The organism is Streptomyces sp. Ru62 (genome assembly GCF_002920615.1).
Classification (GTDB): Bacteria; Actinomycetota; Actinomycetes; order Streptomycetales; family Streptomycetaceae; genus Streptomyces.
Window position 1 is genome coordinate 161,261 of sequence record NZ_PQSU01000022.1, and the last position, 14,442, is coordinate 175,702.

The 14,442-nt window shown below is 69.9% G+C and carries 14 protein-coding genes and 1 riboswitch; of the genes, 3 read left to right on the forward strand and 11 right to left on the reverse strand.

Annotation, left to right across the window (positions count from 1 at the left end):
- Positions 1 to 37: 37 nt before the first annotated feature.
- A complete protein-coding gene (locus C3492_RS28295; RefSeq protein ID WP_014672226.1) occupies positions 38 to 277 on the reverse strand; it encodes a hypothetical protein in 240 nt (79 codons plus the stop codon).
- 152 nt (positions 278 to 429) lie between these two features.
- Between C3492_RS28295 and C3492_RS28300 the strand changes: the two genes are divergently transcribed.
- Positions 430 to 1,173, forward strand: a complete 744-nt coding sequence (locus C3492_RS28300; RefSeq protein ID WP_181140591.1) for a rhomboid family intramembrane serine protease — start codon at positions 430 to 432, stop codon at positions 1,171 to 1,173.
- Complete coding sequence (locus C3492_RS28305; RefSeq protein WP_014672228.1) at positions 1,170 to 1,451, forward strand: Lrp/AsnC family transcriptional regulator; 282 nt, start codon at positions 1,170 to 1,172, stop codon at positions 1,449 to 1,451. The genes C3492_RS28300 and C3492_RS28305 overlap by 4 nt, the downstream gene beginning before the upstream one ends.
- 15 nt (positions 1,452 to 1,466) lie before the next feature.
- Here C3492_RS28305 and C3492_RS28310 read toward each other — a convergent pair whose 3' ends face one another.
- The 7 genes from C3492_RS28310 to C3492_RS28340 all read right to left on the reverse strand — a co-directional run bounded on the left by C3492_RS28310 (position 1,467) and on the right by C3492_RS28340 (position 10,973).
- A complete protein-coding gene (locus C3492_RS28310; protein WP_103815340.1) occupies positions 1,467 to 3,857 on the reverse strand; it encodes a serine/threonine-protein kinase in 2,391 nt (796 codons plus the stop codon).
- Positions 3,858 to 3,907: 50 nt separating this feature from the next.
- The gene (locus C3492_RS28315; RefSeq protein ID WP_103815342.1) at positions 3,908 to 5,269 is read right to left on the reverse strand and encodes an aminotransferase class V-fold PLP-dependent enzyme; all 1,362 of its coding nucleotides are present in this window, start codon (positions 5,267 to 5,269) and stop codon (positions 3,908 to 3,910) included.
- A 142-nt stretch (positions 5,270 to 5,411) separates the two neighbouring features.
- Positions 5,412 to 5,529, reverse strand: a riboswitch (SAM riboswitch).
- 73 nt (positions 5,530 to 5,602) lie between these two features.
- On the reverse strand, positions 5,603 to 6,667 hold the full coding sequence (gene trpD, locus C3492_RS28320; RefSeq protein ID WP_103815344.1) for an anthranilate phosphoribosyltransferase: 1,065 nt from the start codon (positions 6,665 to 6,667) through the stop codon (positions 5,603 to 5,605).
- 121 nt (positions 6,668 to 6,788) lie between these two features.
- On the reverse strand, positions 6,789 to 8,426 hold the full coding sequence (locus C3492_RS28325) for a cytochrome bc complex cytochrome b subunit (RefSeq protein ID WP_103815346.1): 1,638 nt from the start codon (positions 8,424 to 8,426) through the stop codon (positions 6,789 to 6,791).
- Positions 8,423 to 9,481, reverse strand: coding sequence for a ubiquinol-cytochrome c reductase iron-sulfur subunit (locus C3492_RS28330; protein WP_103815348.1), 1,059 nt, complete (start codon positions 9,479 to 9,481; stop codon positions 8,423 to 8,425). Before C3492_RS28330 ends, C3492_RS28325 begins: the two co-directional genes overlap by 4 nt.
- Positions 9,478 to 10,290 carry a c-type cytochrome gene (locus C3492_RS28335; RefSeq protein ID WP_103815350.1) on the reverse strand — a complete coding sequence of 271 codons (813 nt, stop codon included), beginning with the start codon at positions 10,288 to 10,290 and terminating at the stop codon, positions 9,478 to 9,480. Before C3492_RS28335 ends, C3492_RS28330 begins: the two co-directional genes overlap by 4 nt.
- A gap of 62 nt (positions 10,291 to 10,352) precedes the next feature.
- A complete protein-coding gene (locus C3492_RS28340; RefSeq protein ID WP_014672235.1) occupies positions 10,353 to 10,973 on the reverse strand; it encodes a heme-copper oxidase subunit III in 621 nt (206 codons plus the stop codon).
- A gap of 166 nt (positions 10,974 to 11,139) precedes the next feature.
- On the opposite strand from C3492_RS28340, the gene C3492_RS28345 reads away from it, so the two are divergent.
- Positions 11,140 to 11,541 (forward strand): two-component system response regulator, encoded by a 402-nt coding sequence (locus C3492_RS28345; RefSeq protein ID WP_030641905.1) that lies wholly within the window; start codon positions 11,140 to 11,142, stop codon positions 11,539 to 11,541.
- 83 nt (positions 11,542 to 11,624) lie between these two features.
- Here the strand turns inward: C3492_RS28345 and C3492_RS28350 are convergent, their stop codons facing one another.
- From C3492_RS28350 to C3492_RS28360, 3 genes are all read right to left on the reverse strand, one after another.
- Entirely contained in the window at positions 11,625 to 12,887 is a 1,263-nt protein-coding gene (locus C3492_RS28350) for an Ig-like domain-containing protein (protein ID WP_103815352.1), read from the reverse strand.
- Positions 12,888 to 13,068: 181 nt separating this feature from the next.
- Positions 13,069 to 13,467, reverse strand: a complete 399-nt coding sequence (locus C3492_RS28355; RefSeq protein ID WP_030641899.1) for a cytochrome c oxidase subunit 4 — start codon at positions 13,465 to 13,467, stop codon at positions 13,069 to 13,071.
- Positions 13,464 to 14,442, reverse strand: a 979-nt coding sequence (locus tag C3492_RS28360; RefSeq protein ID WP_181140592.1) for a cbb3-type cytochrome c oxidase subunit I, incomplete at its 5' end; no start/stop codon positions are given. The genes C3492_RS28360 and C3492_RS28355, both read right to left, overlap by 4 nt.

Here is a 14,442-nt window from a genome sequence, read left to right on the forward strand (position 1 = left end):
CCAATACCGGAATAAGCCTCTCCGGGGGCCGCTCCGCTCAGGAGCCGGCGCCCGGCCTGTCCACGAGTTCCACCTGGTCCACCGCGTTGCACCAGCGGCAGCGCACCGATTCGATGGTCTCACTGACCACCTCGCGCTCCTCCACCGTGGGCTCGCCCGCCAGGTCGAGGTGGACGTACTCGACGACCTTGGACGAGCGGGTCACGTCGAAGCGCGTCAGGTTGCCGCACAGGGTGCAGCGCCATCGTGTCGTGGCCGTCGGCAGGGGAACCGTCATCGTGACTGTTCTCTTCCTTCTCGTGTCGGTCCGCGCCGTCCCCCGACGCGTGTGGCCGTAACCCTACGGCCTGGCGGGCGCCCGCCGCCCGTCCGTCCACGGCGGCGAGGCGGTCTGTCAGCAAGCGTCCCGTTACGTCATGCTCTGTAGTCATGATCAGCACCTGGAGCACGGCGGTCGGCAGGGCACTCAGAGCGGTCCGGGGCACCTCGGCACCGATGACGTACGGCCTCATCGTCCTGTGCGGTCTGATCTTCGCCCTCGGCCCGGCCTCCGGGCTGGTCCCCGGGTACGGCTCCGGGGACGCGCTGCTCGCCGCGCAGCGGGCGTACTTCCGGCACTGGGGCGTGGTCCCGGCCGAGCTGTTCGACGGCCCGGCCGGGGCCGCGCTCACCCCGGCCACCGCGCTGTTCGTGCACGGCAGCTGGGTGCATCTGCTCGGCAACATGCTCTTCCTCTTCGTCTTCGGGGCGATGACCGAGGAACGGATGGGCCGGGTGGAGTTCACCCTGTTCTACGTCGGCTGCGGCTACCTCGCCCTGCTGGGGTACGCGGCGGCCAACGCGGCCTCCGAGCAGTCGCTGGTCGGCGCCTCCGGGGCGGTCTCGGCGGTCCTCGGAGCGTTCCTCTACCTTTTCCCCCGCGCCCGTGTGACCAGTCTCCTGCCGTTCCTGTTCTTCCTGCCGCTGCGCTTCCCGGCCTGGGTGGTGCTGCCGTCCTGGGCGGCCCTGCAATGGCTGGCGGCGGGGCAGGCCTCCGACGGTCCCGGGGTGGCGTACCTGGCGCACCTGGTGGGGTTCGGGCTGGGCTTCGGCTACGCGTGGGTGCGTTACGGCCGTGGGACTAGAGTGAAAGCCGCCCCAGCTCCGGTCACCGAGGGAGAGAGACAGCCGTGATCACCGCGATCGTCCTGATCAAGACCAGCGTGGACCGGATCCCCGAGATCGCGGAGCGGATCGCTTCGCTGGATTCGGTGAGCGAGGTGTTCTCCGTCACCGGTACGTACGACCTGATCGCGATGGTCCGGGTGCGGGAGCACGAGGATCTCGCCGAGATCATTCCGGGGCGGATCAGCAAGATCCCCGGGGTGGAGGCCACGGACACGCACGTCGCGTTCCGCACCTACTCCCAGCACGACCTGGAAGCCGCGTTCGCGATCGGCCTCGACAACTAGGGACGACCGGGGAGGCTACGCGCTCACGTCCACCGCGGCGATCCCGCTGCCCGAGGGCACGTAGAGCCGGCCGCCGCGCGCGACCGGGGTGTGCTGGTCGTCGCCCGCGTCCCGGCCCAGGACCGCGTTCCAGCGCTTCTGCCCGTTGAGGTCCAGCGCGCAGACCTTCTCGCCCGCATGCGCGTACACGGTGTCGCCGGCCACCACCGCGCGGGGATGGGCCGAGCCGCCCTCGAAGCCGTACGTCCAGGCACGGGAGCCGTCGGCCGCCCGGACGGCGTACACGCCCCCCTGTTCGGTGCCGACGGCCAGCGTACGGCTGCCCCCGGTCAGGACGCCTCCGTCGTCCTCCTTGCGCCACAGCCGCCGGCCGTCCGTGACGCGGAAGCCCTGGAGCTCGGCGGCGGAGTCCGTGAACAGCGTGGTGCCCGCGAGAACGAGCGCGGTGGCGTCGGTACCCCCGGACACCTGCCACTTCCGCGAGCCGTCCCGCGCGTCCAGCGCCAGCAGGACGTCGCCGTAGCTGCCCGTGAAGACGGTCCCGCCCGAGACGAGCGGGGTGCCGGTGGGGCCGGCCAGGGTCTTGGCGGTCCACTTCTCGCTGCCGTCGGAGGCGTAGCAGCGCAGCCCGCCCGTGCTCGTGCCGCCGACGCAGACGAGGACGTCCTGGCCGGTCAGGACGGGGACGTCGTACCGCTGGTCACCGAGGGTGCGGGTCCACAGCGTGCTGCCGGACGGACTCACCGCGGCCAGCCGGCGCGAGTCCTCGGAGTGCAGGCCCACCACGCAGTACACGGCGTCCCGGGTGGCCACGGGCGTGGAGACGTCGTCGCCGAGCCGGACCTTCCAGCGCTTGGAGCCGTCCCGGGAGATGGCGTGCAGCACGCCTCCGGAGGTGCCCGCGTAGACGACGGAACCGTCCGGGGAGAGCGCGCAGCAGGCCCCGTCCAGGCCGCCGATGCCGCCGAGGTCGTACTGCCAGCGCAGCACCGCCGGCGCCCCGTTCGTGCGGTCGGCGGACGGGGTTGGTGAGCGGTCGCTGCCGCCACTGCTCTCGGTACCGAAGCCGTACCCCCACAGCCGGCCGCCGACCCCCAGCCCGGCCACGGCGACGGCTCCCCCGGCGAGAACCTGCAGAAGCCGCCGCCGCCCGGGAGCCACGGCACCCGAGCGACGGCTGGGGGCGCTGGAGCCGATGACGGTGTCCGAGCCGGTGGGGGTGGCCGTCCTGGTCGAGTCGGTGGGGGTGGCCGGTCCGGTCGAGTCGGTGAGGGACCCCGCCGCCGAGCCGGTGGGAGCGGCCGTCCGGACCGCGTCGCCGTGAGTGGCAGGGCCGGCGGAGCCGTTCCCGGCCGCAGCGGTCGGCGAGCCCTGCGGGGCGGCTTCCGCTGCTGAGTCGCCGCGGGTGCCAGGGATGGCGGAGTCCTCCGGGGCCGCGGGAGGCACCGAGCCGAGCGGGGTGGCACGGCCGGCCGAGTCGGTGGTGGTGGGGTGCGGGGTCAGGTACTCCACGCCGCTGGGGCGGTCGTCCTGGGTGGGGCGGGGCCGGGTCGCGGGGCCGTACCAGCCCGGGCGGACGGCGGCGCGCAGGGTGTCCGGGGCGAACCCGGCGCTCGCCACCACCTCCGCCGGCTCCGGACGCTCCAGCGGGTCCTCGCGCAGACAGGCCGTCACCAGCGGGCGGATGTCCTCCGGCACGCCGGACAGGTCGAAGTCGCGGGTGAGGATGCGCAGCAGGACCACCGAGTCCTGGCCCTCGCCGAACGGCTCCCGGCCGGCCGCCGCGTACGCGAGGACCGCGCCGAGCGAGAAGACGTCGCTGGGCGGGCCGACCTGGCCGCCGTTGCGGATCTGCTCCGGCGAGACGTAGCCGACCGAGCCGACCACCGCGCCGGTGCGGGTCAGCGAGGTGGCCTCCAGCGCCCGGACGATCCCGAAGTCGATGACCCGGGGCCCGTCCGGACCCAGCAGGATGTTCGACGGCTTCAGGTCCCGGTGGACCAGCCCCCTGGCGTGGATGGCCGTGAGCGCCTCGCCGAGCGCGGCCGCGAGGATCCGGACCGCGGGGCGCGGCAGCGCTCCGTGGTCGAGCACGGCGTCCCGCAGGTTCGGTCCGGACACGAACTCCGTCGCCATCCAGGGCCGTTCGGCCTCGGTGTCGGCGTCCACGACCCGCGCGGTGTACGTGTCCGCGCCGCCGACGGTCTGGGCGGCGCGGACCTCGTGGCGGAAGCGGGCGCGGAAGGTGCGGTCCTCGGCGTGCTCGGCCCGTACGACCTTCACCGCGAGCCGCAGTCCGGTGCGGGACTCGGCGAGGTAGACCTCGCCCATGCCGCCCGCGCCCAGCCTGTGCGTGGCGGCGTACGGGCCGATGTGGCGCGGGTCTGTGGCGCGCAACGGCTGCACTGACGGGCTCCCCCTGTCCGACGTGGTGTCAAGGGGAGGTTATAGCGCCGTCAGACCGCCGGCACGCAGCGGCCGTCCTCCGTGCGGTACTGCCACTTCGCGCCCTGCGCCACCAGTTCACTGACGGCGTTGACGAAGCGCTCCACGTGCTCGTCCGGCGTGCCCGCGCCGAAGCTGACGCGGATGGCGTTGAGGGACTTCTCGCCCGGGGCCGCCTCGGGGGCGCCGCACTCGCCCTGGGTCTGCGGGTCGCTGCCGAGCAGGGTGCGCACCAGGGGGTGGGCGCAGAAGAGGCCGTCGCGGACGCCGATGCCGTACTCGGCGGAGAGCGCGGCGGCGAAGTGCGAGCTGTTCCAGCCCTCGACGACGAAGGAGATGACGCCGACCCTCGGGGCGTCGTCGCCGAAGAGGGACAGCACGCGCACCTCGGGCACCTCGGCCAGGCCCTCGCGGACCTTGGCGATCAGGTGCTGTTCGCGGGCGACGAGAGTGTCCCAGCCGGCCTCGGTGAGGGCCTTGCAGGCGGAGGCGATGGCGTAGGCGCCGATGACGTTCGGGGAGCCGGCCTCGTGCCGGGCCGCGGTCTCGTGCCACTCGACGGCCACGCCGCCGTCCTGGCGCCGGGTGACCTTGCGGCTGGCGCCGCCGCCCGCGAGGTACGGCTCGGCCTGCTGGAGCCAGTCGGCGCGGCCGGCCAGGACGCCGGAGCCGAAGGGGGCGTACAGCTTGTGGCCGGAGAAGGCGACCCAGTCCACGTCCAGGTCACGGAGGTCCACCGGGTGGTGCGGAGCGAGCTGGGCGGCGTCCAGGACGATGCGGGCGCCGTGGGCGTGCGCGGCGGCGGCCAGTTCGCGCACCGGCCACAGCTCGCCGGTGACGTTGGAGGCGCCGGTGACGCAGACCAGGGCCGGGCCGTAGGGGTCCCGGTCGGCCAGGGCCCGCTCCAGGGTCTCCACGGCCTGCCGCGGGGTGCGCGGGGCGTCGAGGTAGGTGACTCGCGCGTCCTGCCAGGGCAGCAGCGAGGCGTGGTGCTCGGTCTCGAAGACGTAGACCTGGCAGTCGGCCGGGATCGCCCGGGCCAGCAGGTTGAGGGAGTCGGTGGTCGAACGGGTGAAGACCACCTGGTCGGCCGGGCGGCAGCCGAGGAAGTCGGCGACCGTCCTGCGGGCGTTCTCGAACAGGTCGGTGGAGAGCTGGGAGAGGTAGCCGGCGCCGCGGTGCACACTGCCGTAGTACGGGGCGTACGCGGCGACGTCGTCCCAGACGCGCTGGAGGGCGGGGGCGCTGGCCGCGTAGTCCAGGGCGGCGTAGCTGACTTCGCCGCCGGTGACCAGCGGGACGGTGACATCTCGCCCCAGAACGGGCAGAGGGGTGCAAACAGAGTGGTCGGCGGCAGCGGTGGAGACAGACATGACGGAACTCCCGTGACAGGAATGCGGAGAAACGCAGAACAGGACTGCGCAGGGGTGTGCGGAGGCGGGGCTCTGCGGCCCTAACGCATTCGCTTGCTCACGGAAGACTCCCTCGGACGACCAGGACCCCTGGTATGCGAGGGGTCCGCGCTTGCCGTAGGCCTTGCTGCCGTACGACCTGGTCTTCACCCGGGGCACCCCGCCACGGACGGAGGGTTGCCGGACAGTCGGCCGGGGCCTCATGACTGTCACTCATGACCTGGTACAGGAACGTACTGAAGTGATCGTCGTCCCGCAACCCGTGTCCGGATCGCGGGACGACTCCCGGGCGCGTCAGGCGTTGCTGACGGCCACCCAGCGGTCCAGGGTGCGCTTGGCCGCGCCCGAGTCGATCGACTCCGCGGCCCGCGCCATGCCCGCGCGGATCTGCTCGGTGAGCGGCGCGTCCGTCGGCTCCAGGGCCACCAGCGCCGCCGCCGAGTTCAGCAGGACGGCGTCCCGTACGGCCCCCCTCTCGCCGTCCAGCAGCCGGCGGGCGACCTCGGCGTTGTAGGAGGCGTCGGCACCGCGCAGGGCGTCCACGGGGACGAGCTCGATGCCCACCTCCCGCGGGTCGAAGACCTCCTCCGTGACCTTGCCGTCCCGGACCACCCACACGCGGGAGGTGGCGGTGACGGTCAGCTCGTCCAGGCCGTCGTCGCCCCGGAAGACCAGCGCGGAGTTGCCGCGCTCGGCGAGGACACCGGCGACGATCGGCGCCATGCGGGGATCCGCGACACCGACGGCCTGCGACCGCACCTGCGCGGGGTTGGTCAGCGGGCCCAGCACGTTGAAGGTGGTCCGGATGCCCAACTGGCCGCGCGCGGGGGCGACATGACGCAGGGACGGGTGGAACCGCACCGCGAAGCAGATGGTGATGCCGGCCTCCTCGGCCACCTCGGCCACCCGCTGCGGGGTCAGGTTGAGGTTGATGCCCAGCTTCTCCAGGACGTCGGAGGAGCCGGAGGCGGAGGACGCGGCGCGGTTGCCGTGCTTGACGACCTTCGCCCCCGCGCCCGCGACGACGATCGAGGACATGGTGGAGATGTTCACCGTCTTGGCACCGTCGCCGCCGGTGCCGACGATGTCGACGGCCGGGCCGGGCACCTCGATGACGTTCGCGTGCGCGTACATCGTCCGGACCAGTCCGGTGATCTCCTGGACCGTCTCGCCCTTGGCCCGCAGCGCCACCATGAAGCCCGCGATCTGCGCGTCGGTCGCCTCCCCGCGCATGATCAGGTCCATCGCCCAGGCGGTGTCGTCGGCGCTCAGGTCCCGGCCGTCCAGCAGACCGTTCAGCAGGGCGGGCCAGGAGCGGCCCGCCGCGGTGTCGCCTCCAGCGGGGGTCACAGCGCTCATCAGCCGCTCCTTGAACAGATTCCTGCTACGTCGACACCACCCTATCCAGCCGGGCGGCACGGCGAAGGGCCCCGTCCGTAACCCGGACGGGGCCCTTCGGCGTGGCGTGGCGACGCGGGGATCAGTGGTGGCCGTGGCCGCTCGTGATCTCCTTGTACTCCTCGACGGTCGGCTTCGGGATCTGGTTGTCCTCGCCGAAGTAGGCGTTGGACAGCTTCGCCCGCAGCTTCTCCGAGGCCGGGATCTTGCGCTCGACCCCGTTCTCGTCGACCGCCGGACCGATCTCGGCCGGCTGGTACTGCTCGTGCGAGGTGAGCGTGTGCAGCTGCTCCTGGCTGAGCGGCTCGTGCACCTCGATGAACTCACCGTGCGGCAGCCGCTTGATGATGCCGGTCTCGCGGCCGTGCAGCACCTTGTCGCGGTCGCGGCGCTGGAGGCCCAGGCAGATCCGCTTGGTGACGATGAACGCGATGACCGGAGCGACGAAGTAGGCGATCCGGACGAACCAGGTGACCGCGTTGATCGACAGGTGGAAGTGGGTGGCGAAGATGTCGTTGCCACCACCGATCAGCATCACGAAGTACACGGTCAGCCAGGCGACACCGAACGCCGTACGGGTCGGGGCGTTGCGCGGGCGGTCCAGGATGTGGTGCTCGCGCTTGTCGCCGGTGACCCAGGCCTCGATGAACGGGTACACCGCGATCGCGCCGAGGATCACGCCGAACAGCACCAGCGGGATGAACACGCCCAGGACCAGCGTGTGGCCCCAGAAGTTGATCTCCCAGCCCGGCATGGCGCGGATCAGACCCTCGGCCATACCCATGTACCAGTCCGGCTGGGCGCCGGTGGACACCTGGTCCGGACGGTAGGGGCCGATGGCCCAGATCGGGTTGATCTGCGCGATGGCCGCGAGGGCCGCGAGCACACCGAAGACCAGGAAGAAGAAGCCGCCTGCCTTCGCCATGTACACCGGCAGCAGCGGCATGCCGACGACGTTCTTGTTCGTCTTGCCGGGACCCGTGAACTGCGTGTGCTTGTGGTAGAAGACCAGGATCAGGTGGCCCACCACCAGGCCCAGCATGATGCCCGGCAGCAGCAGGATGTGGATCGAGTAGAAGCGGGCCACGAAGTCGCCGCCCGGGAACTCCCCGCCGAAGAGGAAGAACGAGATGTACGTGCCGACGATCGGCACGGACAGGATCGCGCCCTCCATGAAGCGGACACCGGTGCCGGAGAGCAGGTCGTCCGGGAGCGAGTAACCGGTGAAACCGGTGAACATGCCCAGGACGAGCAGCAGGAAGCCGAACAGCCAGTTGACCTCACGCGGCTTGCGGAACGCGCCGGTGAAGAACACGCGCATCATGTGCACGAACATGCCGGCGATGAAGACGACCGCGCCCCAGTGGTGGATCTGCCGGATGAGCAGACCACCGCGCACGTCGAAGGAGATGTGCAGGGTCGAGCTGAACGCCTCGGACATCAGCTGTCCCTGGAGCGGGACGTACGAGCCGTGGTACTCCACCTCGTTCATCGACGGGTGGAAGAACAGCGTCAGGTAGACACCCGTCAGGATGATGATGATGAAGCTGTAGAGGCAGACCTCACCCAACATGAACGACCAGTGGTCGGGGAAGATCTTGCGCATGTTGGCCTTGGCGAGGGAGTAGATCCCGAGCCGGCCGTCGGCCCAGTCGGCGAGACGCTCGCCGGCCGGTGCCTTCCCGCGGGGGCGGGAGGTCTCGTTCGCTGAAGTACTCATCCGCGCTCCCAGAATGCAGGACCGACGGGCTCCTCGAAGTCGCCGAGCGCCTGGAGGTAACCCTCACTGTCCACACCGATGCGCAGCTGCGGCAGGGCGTGGCCGGCGGGGCCGAAGATCACTCGGGCACCGTCGGAGAGGTCGAAGGTGGACTGGTGGCACGGGCACAGCACGTGGTGCGTCTGCTGCTCGTACAGGGAGATCGGGCAGCCGACGTGGGTGCAGATCTTCGAGTACGCGACGATGCCCTCGTGCGACCACTCCAGCTCGCGCTTGTCCTTGATGTTGCCCGGCTGGAGCCGGACGATCATCAGCGCGGCCTTGGCGATCTCCGTCTGGAACTCCTCGGAGTGCTCCTCCAGGCCGTCCGGCTTGGCGAAGGTGAGCGAGCCCACGGAGACGTCCTCGGGACGCAGCGGCTGGTTCGTGTTCATGTTGACCAGGCGCTTGCCCTTGGCCCACATGGTGTGGCGGAGCTTGGTCCCCGGCGCCGGGCCGAGACCGCCGAGCAGCATGACACCGGAGAGCGGCACCAGGGCCAGCGCGCCGAACATCGTGTTGCGGATCAGCTTGCGGCGTCCGATCGCCGACTCCTTGGCGCCCTGGCGGAAGTCGTCGTGGACCTTCGCCCGGACGTCGGAGGGAGCCTCGATCGGGTGACGGTCGTCGGCGATCTCCACGTCGGACATCAGGGTGCGGGCCCAGTGGACCGCGCCCACGCCGATGCAGAACAGCGCCACACCGAGGGTCAGACCGAGCGCGAAGTTCATCGCGCTGATGTGCCCGATCGGGAAGACGAAGATCTGCTTGTCGGTCGGGATGGCCAGGTACGCGACGATGAAGCCGATGGTGGCCAGCATCGACACCGTGAACAGCAGGGCCACCACGCGCTCGGACCGCTTGGCGGCCCGCTCGTCGATGTCCTGGATCCGGTGCTCGTGCGGCGGCAGCCCCGGGTCCGCGAACGGGTTCTCCTCGTCCGCGATCCCTACCGCGCCGTGCGCGTGGTCCTGCTCAGCGGGCAGGTTCTCTTCTGGAATGTCTTGGCTACTCATGACTTCTTGGCCTTTGCGGTCCGAGCGGCGACCCAGACGGCGACCACGATGAGCGTGCCGAGGCCGAAGATCCAGCCGAACAGACCCTCACTGACCGGCCCCAGGCCGCCCAGCTCCAGACCACCCGGGTTCTCGGTCTTGTCGCCGTTGACCGCGTTGAGGTACGCGATGATGTCCTTCTTGTTCTTCTCCGACAGCGTGGTGTCGGGGAAGGACGGCATGTTCTGCGGGCCCGTCTGCATGGCCTCGTAGATGTGCTTCGGAGCGACACCCTCCAGGCTCGGCGCGAACTTGCCCTTGGTCAGGGCGCCGCCCTTGCCGGTGAAGTTGTGGCACTGCGCGCAGTTGGTGCGGAACAGCTCGCCACCCTTGGCGATGTCCGCGCCCGCGGGACCGTACTGCTCCTTCGTGGGCACGGTCGGGCCGGCGCCCAGCGACGCGACGTACGCGGCGAGCTGGTCGATCTGGGCCTGCGAGTAGATGTTCTTCTTGCGCGGGATCTGGGCGCCCTGCGAGGTGGCGGCGGGCATGCGGCCGGTGCCGACCTGGAAGTCGACGGCCGCGGCGCCCACGCCGACGAGGCTCGGGCCGTCGGAGGAGCCCTGGCCACCGGTGCCGTGGCAGCTGGCGCAGCCGACCTCGTAGAGCTTCTTGCCCTCCTTGATGGTCAGGGACTGGGAGGTTTCATCGGCCTGCGCCTTGTCCGCGGGCGCGAACGCGGCGTACAGCCCCCCAGTGGCCGCCAGCGCGAGGAGTAGGACGACGACCGCCGCCAGCGGATGGCGTCGTCGTGCGGAGAGCTTTTTCACGGATTACCCCGGTGTCAGGATCTTCTGCGTCGGTGCTTCTGGATGTGCGGGAGCGGTCCCGGCTACTTGATCAGGTAGATCGTGGCGAAGAGGCCGATCCAGACGACATCGACGAAGTGCCAGTAGTAGGACACGACGATGGCGGCGGTCGCCTGCTCGTGGGTGAACCTCTTGGCCATGTAGGTGCGGCCGAGGACCAGCAGGAAGGCGATGAGACCGCCCGTCACGTGCAGGCCGTGGAAGCCGGTGGTCAGGTAGAACACCGAGCCGTACGGGTCGGAGGACAGCGAGATGCCGTCCTTCTTCACCAGCTCCGTGTACTCGTAGATCTGACCGCCGATGAAGATCGCACCCATGATGAAGGTGAGGATGAACCAGCCACGGAGCTTCTTCACATCGCCGCGCTCGGCCGCGAACACGCCGAGCTGGCAGGTGAGGGAGGAGAGCACCAGGATCGTGGTGTTCGTGGCGGAGAAGGGCACGTTGAGTGCCTCCGCCATCTCCTTCCAGTGAGCCGGTCCGGTCACCGACCGGAGGGTGAAGTACATCGCGAAGAGGGCCGCGAAGAACATCAGCTCGGAACTCAGCCAGATGATGGTTCCGACGCTGGTGAGGTTCGGCCGGTTGACCGACGGGTGCGCGTGCCCGGTTTCTACTGTCGTTGCTGTCGCCACGACCGACATTATGTCGGTCGCTTATCTCGCGCTCACTCCGGGGGGTGCCGTTCGGAGTGTTGCCACCCGCAAGACCGGTGTTGACGTGGTGTTCATGGGGACGATCGCGGGAGTAACATCCGCCGGAACGGGCCCGCCCGTCCTGTCCGTACGACGCTGACGTCTCGGAGGAACAATGCAGCCGACCGCCACGGTGCTGGTCTACAGCGACGACTCCAACACCCGCGAGCAAGTACGGCTGGCCGCCGGGCGTCGGCCGGCGCCCGACGTCCCCCTCGTCGAGTTCGTGGAGTGCGCGACTCCGCAGGCGGTGCTGCGGGAGCTGGACAAGGGCGGCATCGACGTCTGCGTGCTCGACGGCGAGGCCGTGCCGATGGGCGGCATGGGGGTGTGCCGGCAGATCAAGGACGAGGTGTTCAACTGCCCGCCGGTGCTGCTGCTCATGGGGCGGCCCCAGGACGCGTGGCTGGCCACGTGGAGCCGGGCCGACGCGGCCGTCACCCTGCCGGTGGATCCGGTGGAGTTCGCCTCCGCGCTGGCCTCCCTGCTGCGTCAGCGGCGCCTGGTGGGCGCCTAGGCCCTGTCGCCGGGCGGGGCGCCGGGTTCGTGGGCGAGTGTGGGCCGGTCGGTCCACCTCGCACAGTTCCCCGCGCCCCTTCATCACGCCGCCGCCGGCTGCACGCGTAGCGCGTCCCCCGGGGCCGGGCCGTCCGGTTTGCCGTTGAAGAGGGCGCTGCCCTGGCGCCACTTCTGCCAGTCGACGTTCCAGTCACCGAAGCCGTTGCCGAAGGGCTCCATCTCGTCGCCGTTGGAGTTGACGACCTTGACGATGTCGCCCTCGCGGACGGTGTCGAAGAACCACTCGGCGTTGGACGTGCTCATACCGGTGCAGCCGTGGCTGACGTTGGCGTACCCCTGGGAGCCCACCGACCAGGGGGCGGCGTGGACGTACTCGCCGGACCAGGTGACCCGGGTGGCGTAGTAGACCGGCAGGTCGTAGGAGTCGGCGCTGCCCTCGGCGATGCCGACCGTGGTGCCGCGCATGCGTACGAAGTACTGCTTGGCCAGGACGACCTTGACGCCGTTGCGGGTCTCGAAGCCGGGTTTGCCCGTGGTGATGGGGATCTGGTTGATCTCCTGGCCGTTCTTGTAGACCGTCATCTGGTGCGTGGCGGCGTCCGTGACGGCCTCGATCCTGTCACCGGTGGTGATCTTCAGCGGCTTGGCCGCGCCGCCCCACAGCCGGTCGCCGATCTTGACGCCCTCCAGGTTGCTGTGCACCTGGATGGTGGCGTGGGCGGGCCAGTAGTCCTTGGGCCGGTAGTGGAGTTCCTTGTTGTCGACCCAGTGCCAGGCGCCCTGCACGGCCGGCGTGGAATCCACCCGGAGGGCCTGCTCGACGACGGCGCGCTGCGCCTTGTCCTTGATCTCGTGGTCGAGTTGGGCGGTGATCGGCTGTCCGACGCCGTAGGTGCCCTTCTCCGGCCCGAACGTGACGTTCAGGCGCTGCTTGCTGGTCGGCTGGCTGGTGTCGAACGTGAGGACCTTGCGGCCGGGCGCGCCGTCCTCGTCCTCGGTGCTCACCGTGACCGTGTAGTGGGCGTTGGCGGCCAGCGGGGAGGTGCTGTGCCAGCGGCTGCCGTCGGCGGCGAGTTCGCCCGCCACATGGCGCCCTGTGGAGTCCTGGGCGGTGACGTCCGTGATACGGCCCTCGTCGCTGTTGGCGGTCACCTCCAGGGGTTTGTCCGGGTCGGCCCGCTTCCCCGCTTCGGTGGGGCCGTTGAAGGAGATCAGGCCCGCTGCGTCGTACGGCCTGGCCGCCAGGGGGTTGCCGTCCGAACCGCAAGCGGTGACGCCCGCGCCGAGGGCGGTCACCAGCAGCGCGCAGCTGACGACGGTGCGGGTCCGCGGAGTGTGGTTCATATGATCACGCTATGAGATGAAGAGCTCACTGGCATGGCAGCTAACCCTTACGAGCGAACGACGCTGCGCCAGAGGAAGGACGCGCGACGGGCGCGCGAAGGGCACGCCGGAGCAGCCGGAAAAGCCGGGAGCCCGGACCCTCCTGAGGGGGGTCCGGGCTCCCGGCGCGTCGCTGCGCGTTCTACTGGGTGCGGTTCTCACCGTGGTAGTACTCGAACACCCAGCCGAAGATGCCGACCACGATGAACGGGGCGGCGAAGTAGATCAGCCACCAGCCGACCGCGATGCTGAGGAAGGCGACGGCGCCGCCGAAGCCCAGCATGAGCGGCTGCCAGCTGTGCGGGCTGAAGAAGCCCAGCTCGCCCGCGTCGTCCGCGACATCGGCCTCCTTGTCGTCCTGGGCGCCCGCGTCGACCCGCCGGGCGGTGAAGCCCAGGTAGAAGCCGATCATGACGCTCAGGCCGAAGGCCAGGAAGAGCGCGGTGGTACCGGCCGGCTCCTTCGACCACACGCCATACACGATGGCCATGATCAGGATGAAGACGCTCAGCCAGATGAACATCCGACCCTGGATCTTCACTTGCCGGCCTCCTTGCTGCCCGCGACGGCGGTGCCGTGACCGGCGTGCTCAAGCTGTTCGAGCGCGGCGATCTCAGGGTGGTGCAGGTCGAACGCCGGGGATTCGCTGCGGATCCGCGGCAGGGTGAGGAAGTTGTGCCGGGGCGGCGGGCAGGAGGTCGCCCACTCCAGCGAGCGGCCGTAGCCCCACGGGTCGTCCACGCCGACCGGCTTGCCGTACTTGGCCGTCTTCCAGACGTTGTAGAGGAACGGCAGGATCGACAGGCCGAGCAGGAAGGAGCTGATGGTCGACACCGTGTTCAGCGCGGTGAAGCCGTCGGCGGCCAGGTAGTCGGCGTACCGGCGCGGCATGCCCTCGGCGCCCAGCCAGTGCTGGACCAGGAAGGTGCCGTGGAAACCGATGAACAGCGTCCAGAAGGTGATCTTGCCGAGACGCTCGTCGAGCATCTTGCCGGTCCACTTCGGCCACCAGAAGTGGAAGCCGGAGAACATCGCGAAGACGACCGTACCGAAGACCACGTAGTGGAAGTGGGCCACCACGAAGTACGAGTCGGAGACGTGGAAGTCCATGGGCGGGGACGCGAGGATGACACCGGTCAGACCACCGAACGTGAAGGTGATCAGGAATCCGGTCGCCCAGAGCATCGGTGTCTCGAAGGACAACGAGCCCTTCCACATCGTGCCGATCCAGTTGAAGAACTTCACACCGGTCGGCACGGCGATCAGGAAGGTCATGAAGGAGAAGAACGGCAGCAGCACACCACCGGTGACGTACATGTGGTGGGCCCACACCGTCACGGACAGACCGGCGATCGCGATGGTCGCGGCGATCAGACCCATGTAGCCGAACATCGGCTTGCGGGAGAACACCGGGATCACTTCGCTGATGATGCCGAAGAACGGCAGCGCGATGATGTACACCTCTGGGTGGCCGAAGAACCAGAAGAGGTGTTGCCACAGCAGTGCGCCGCCGTTT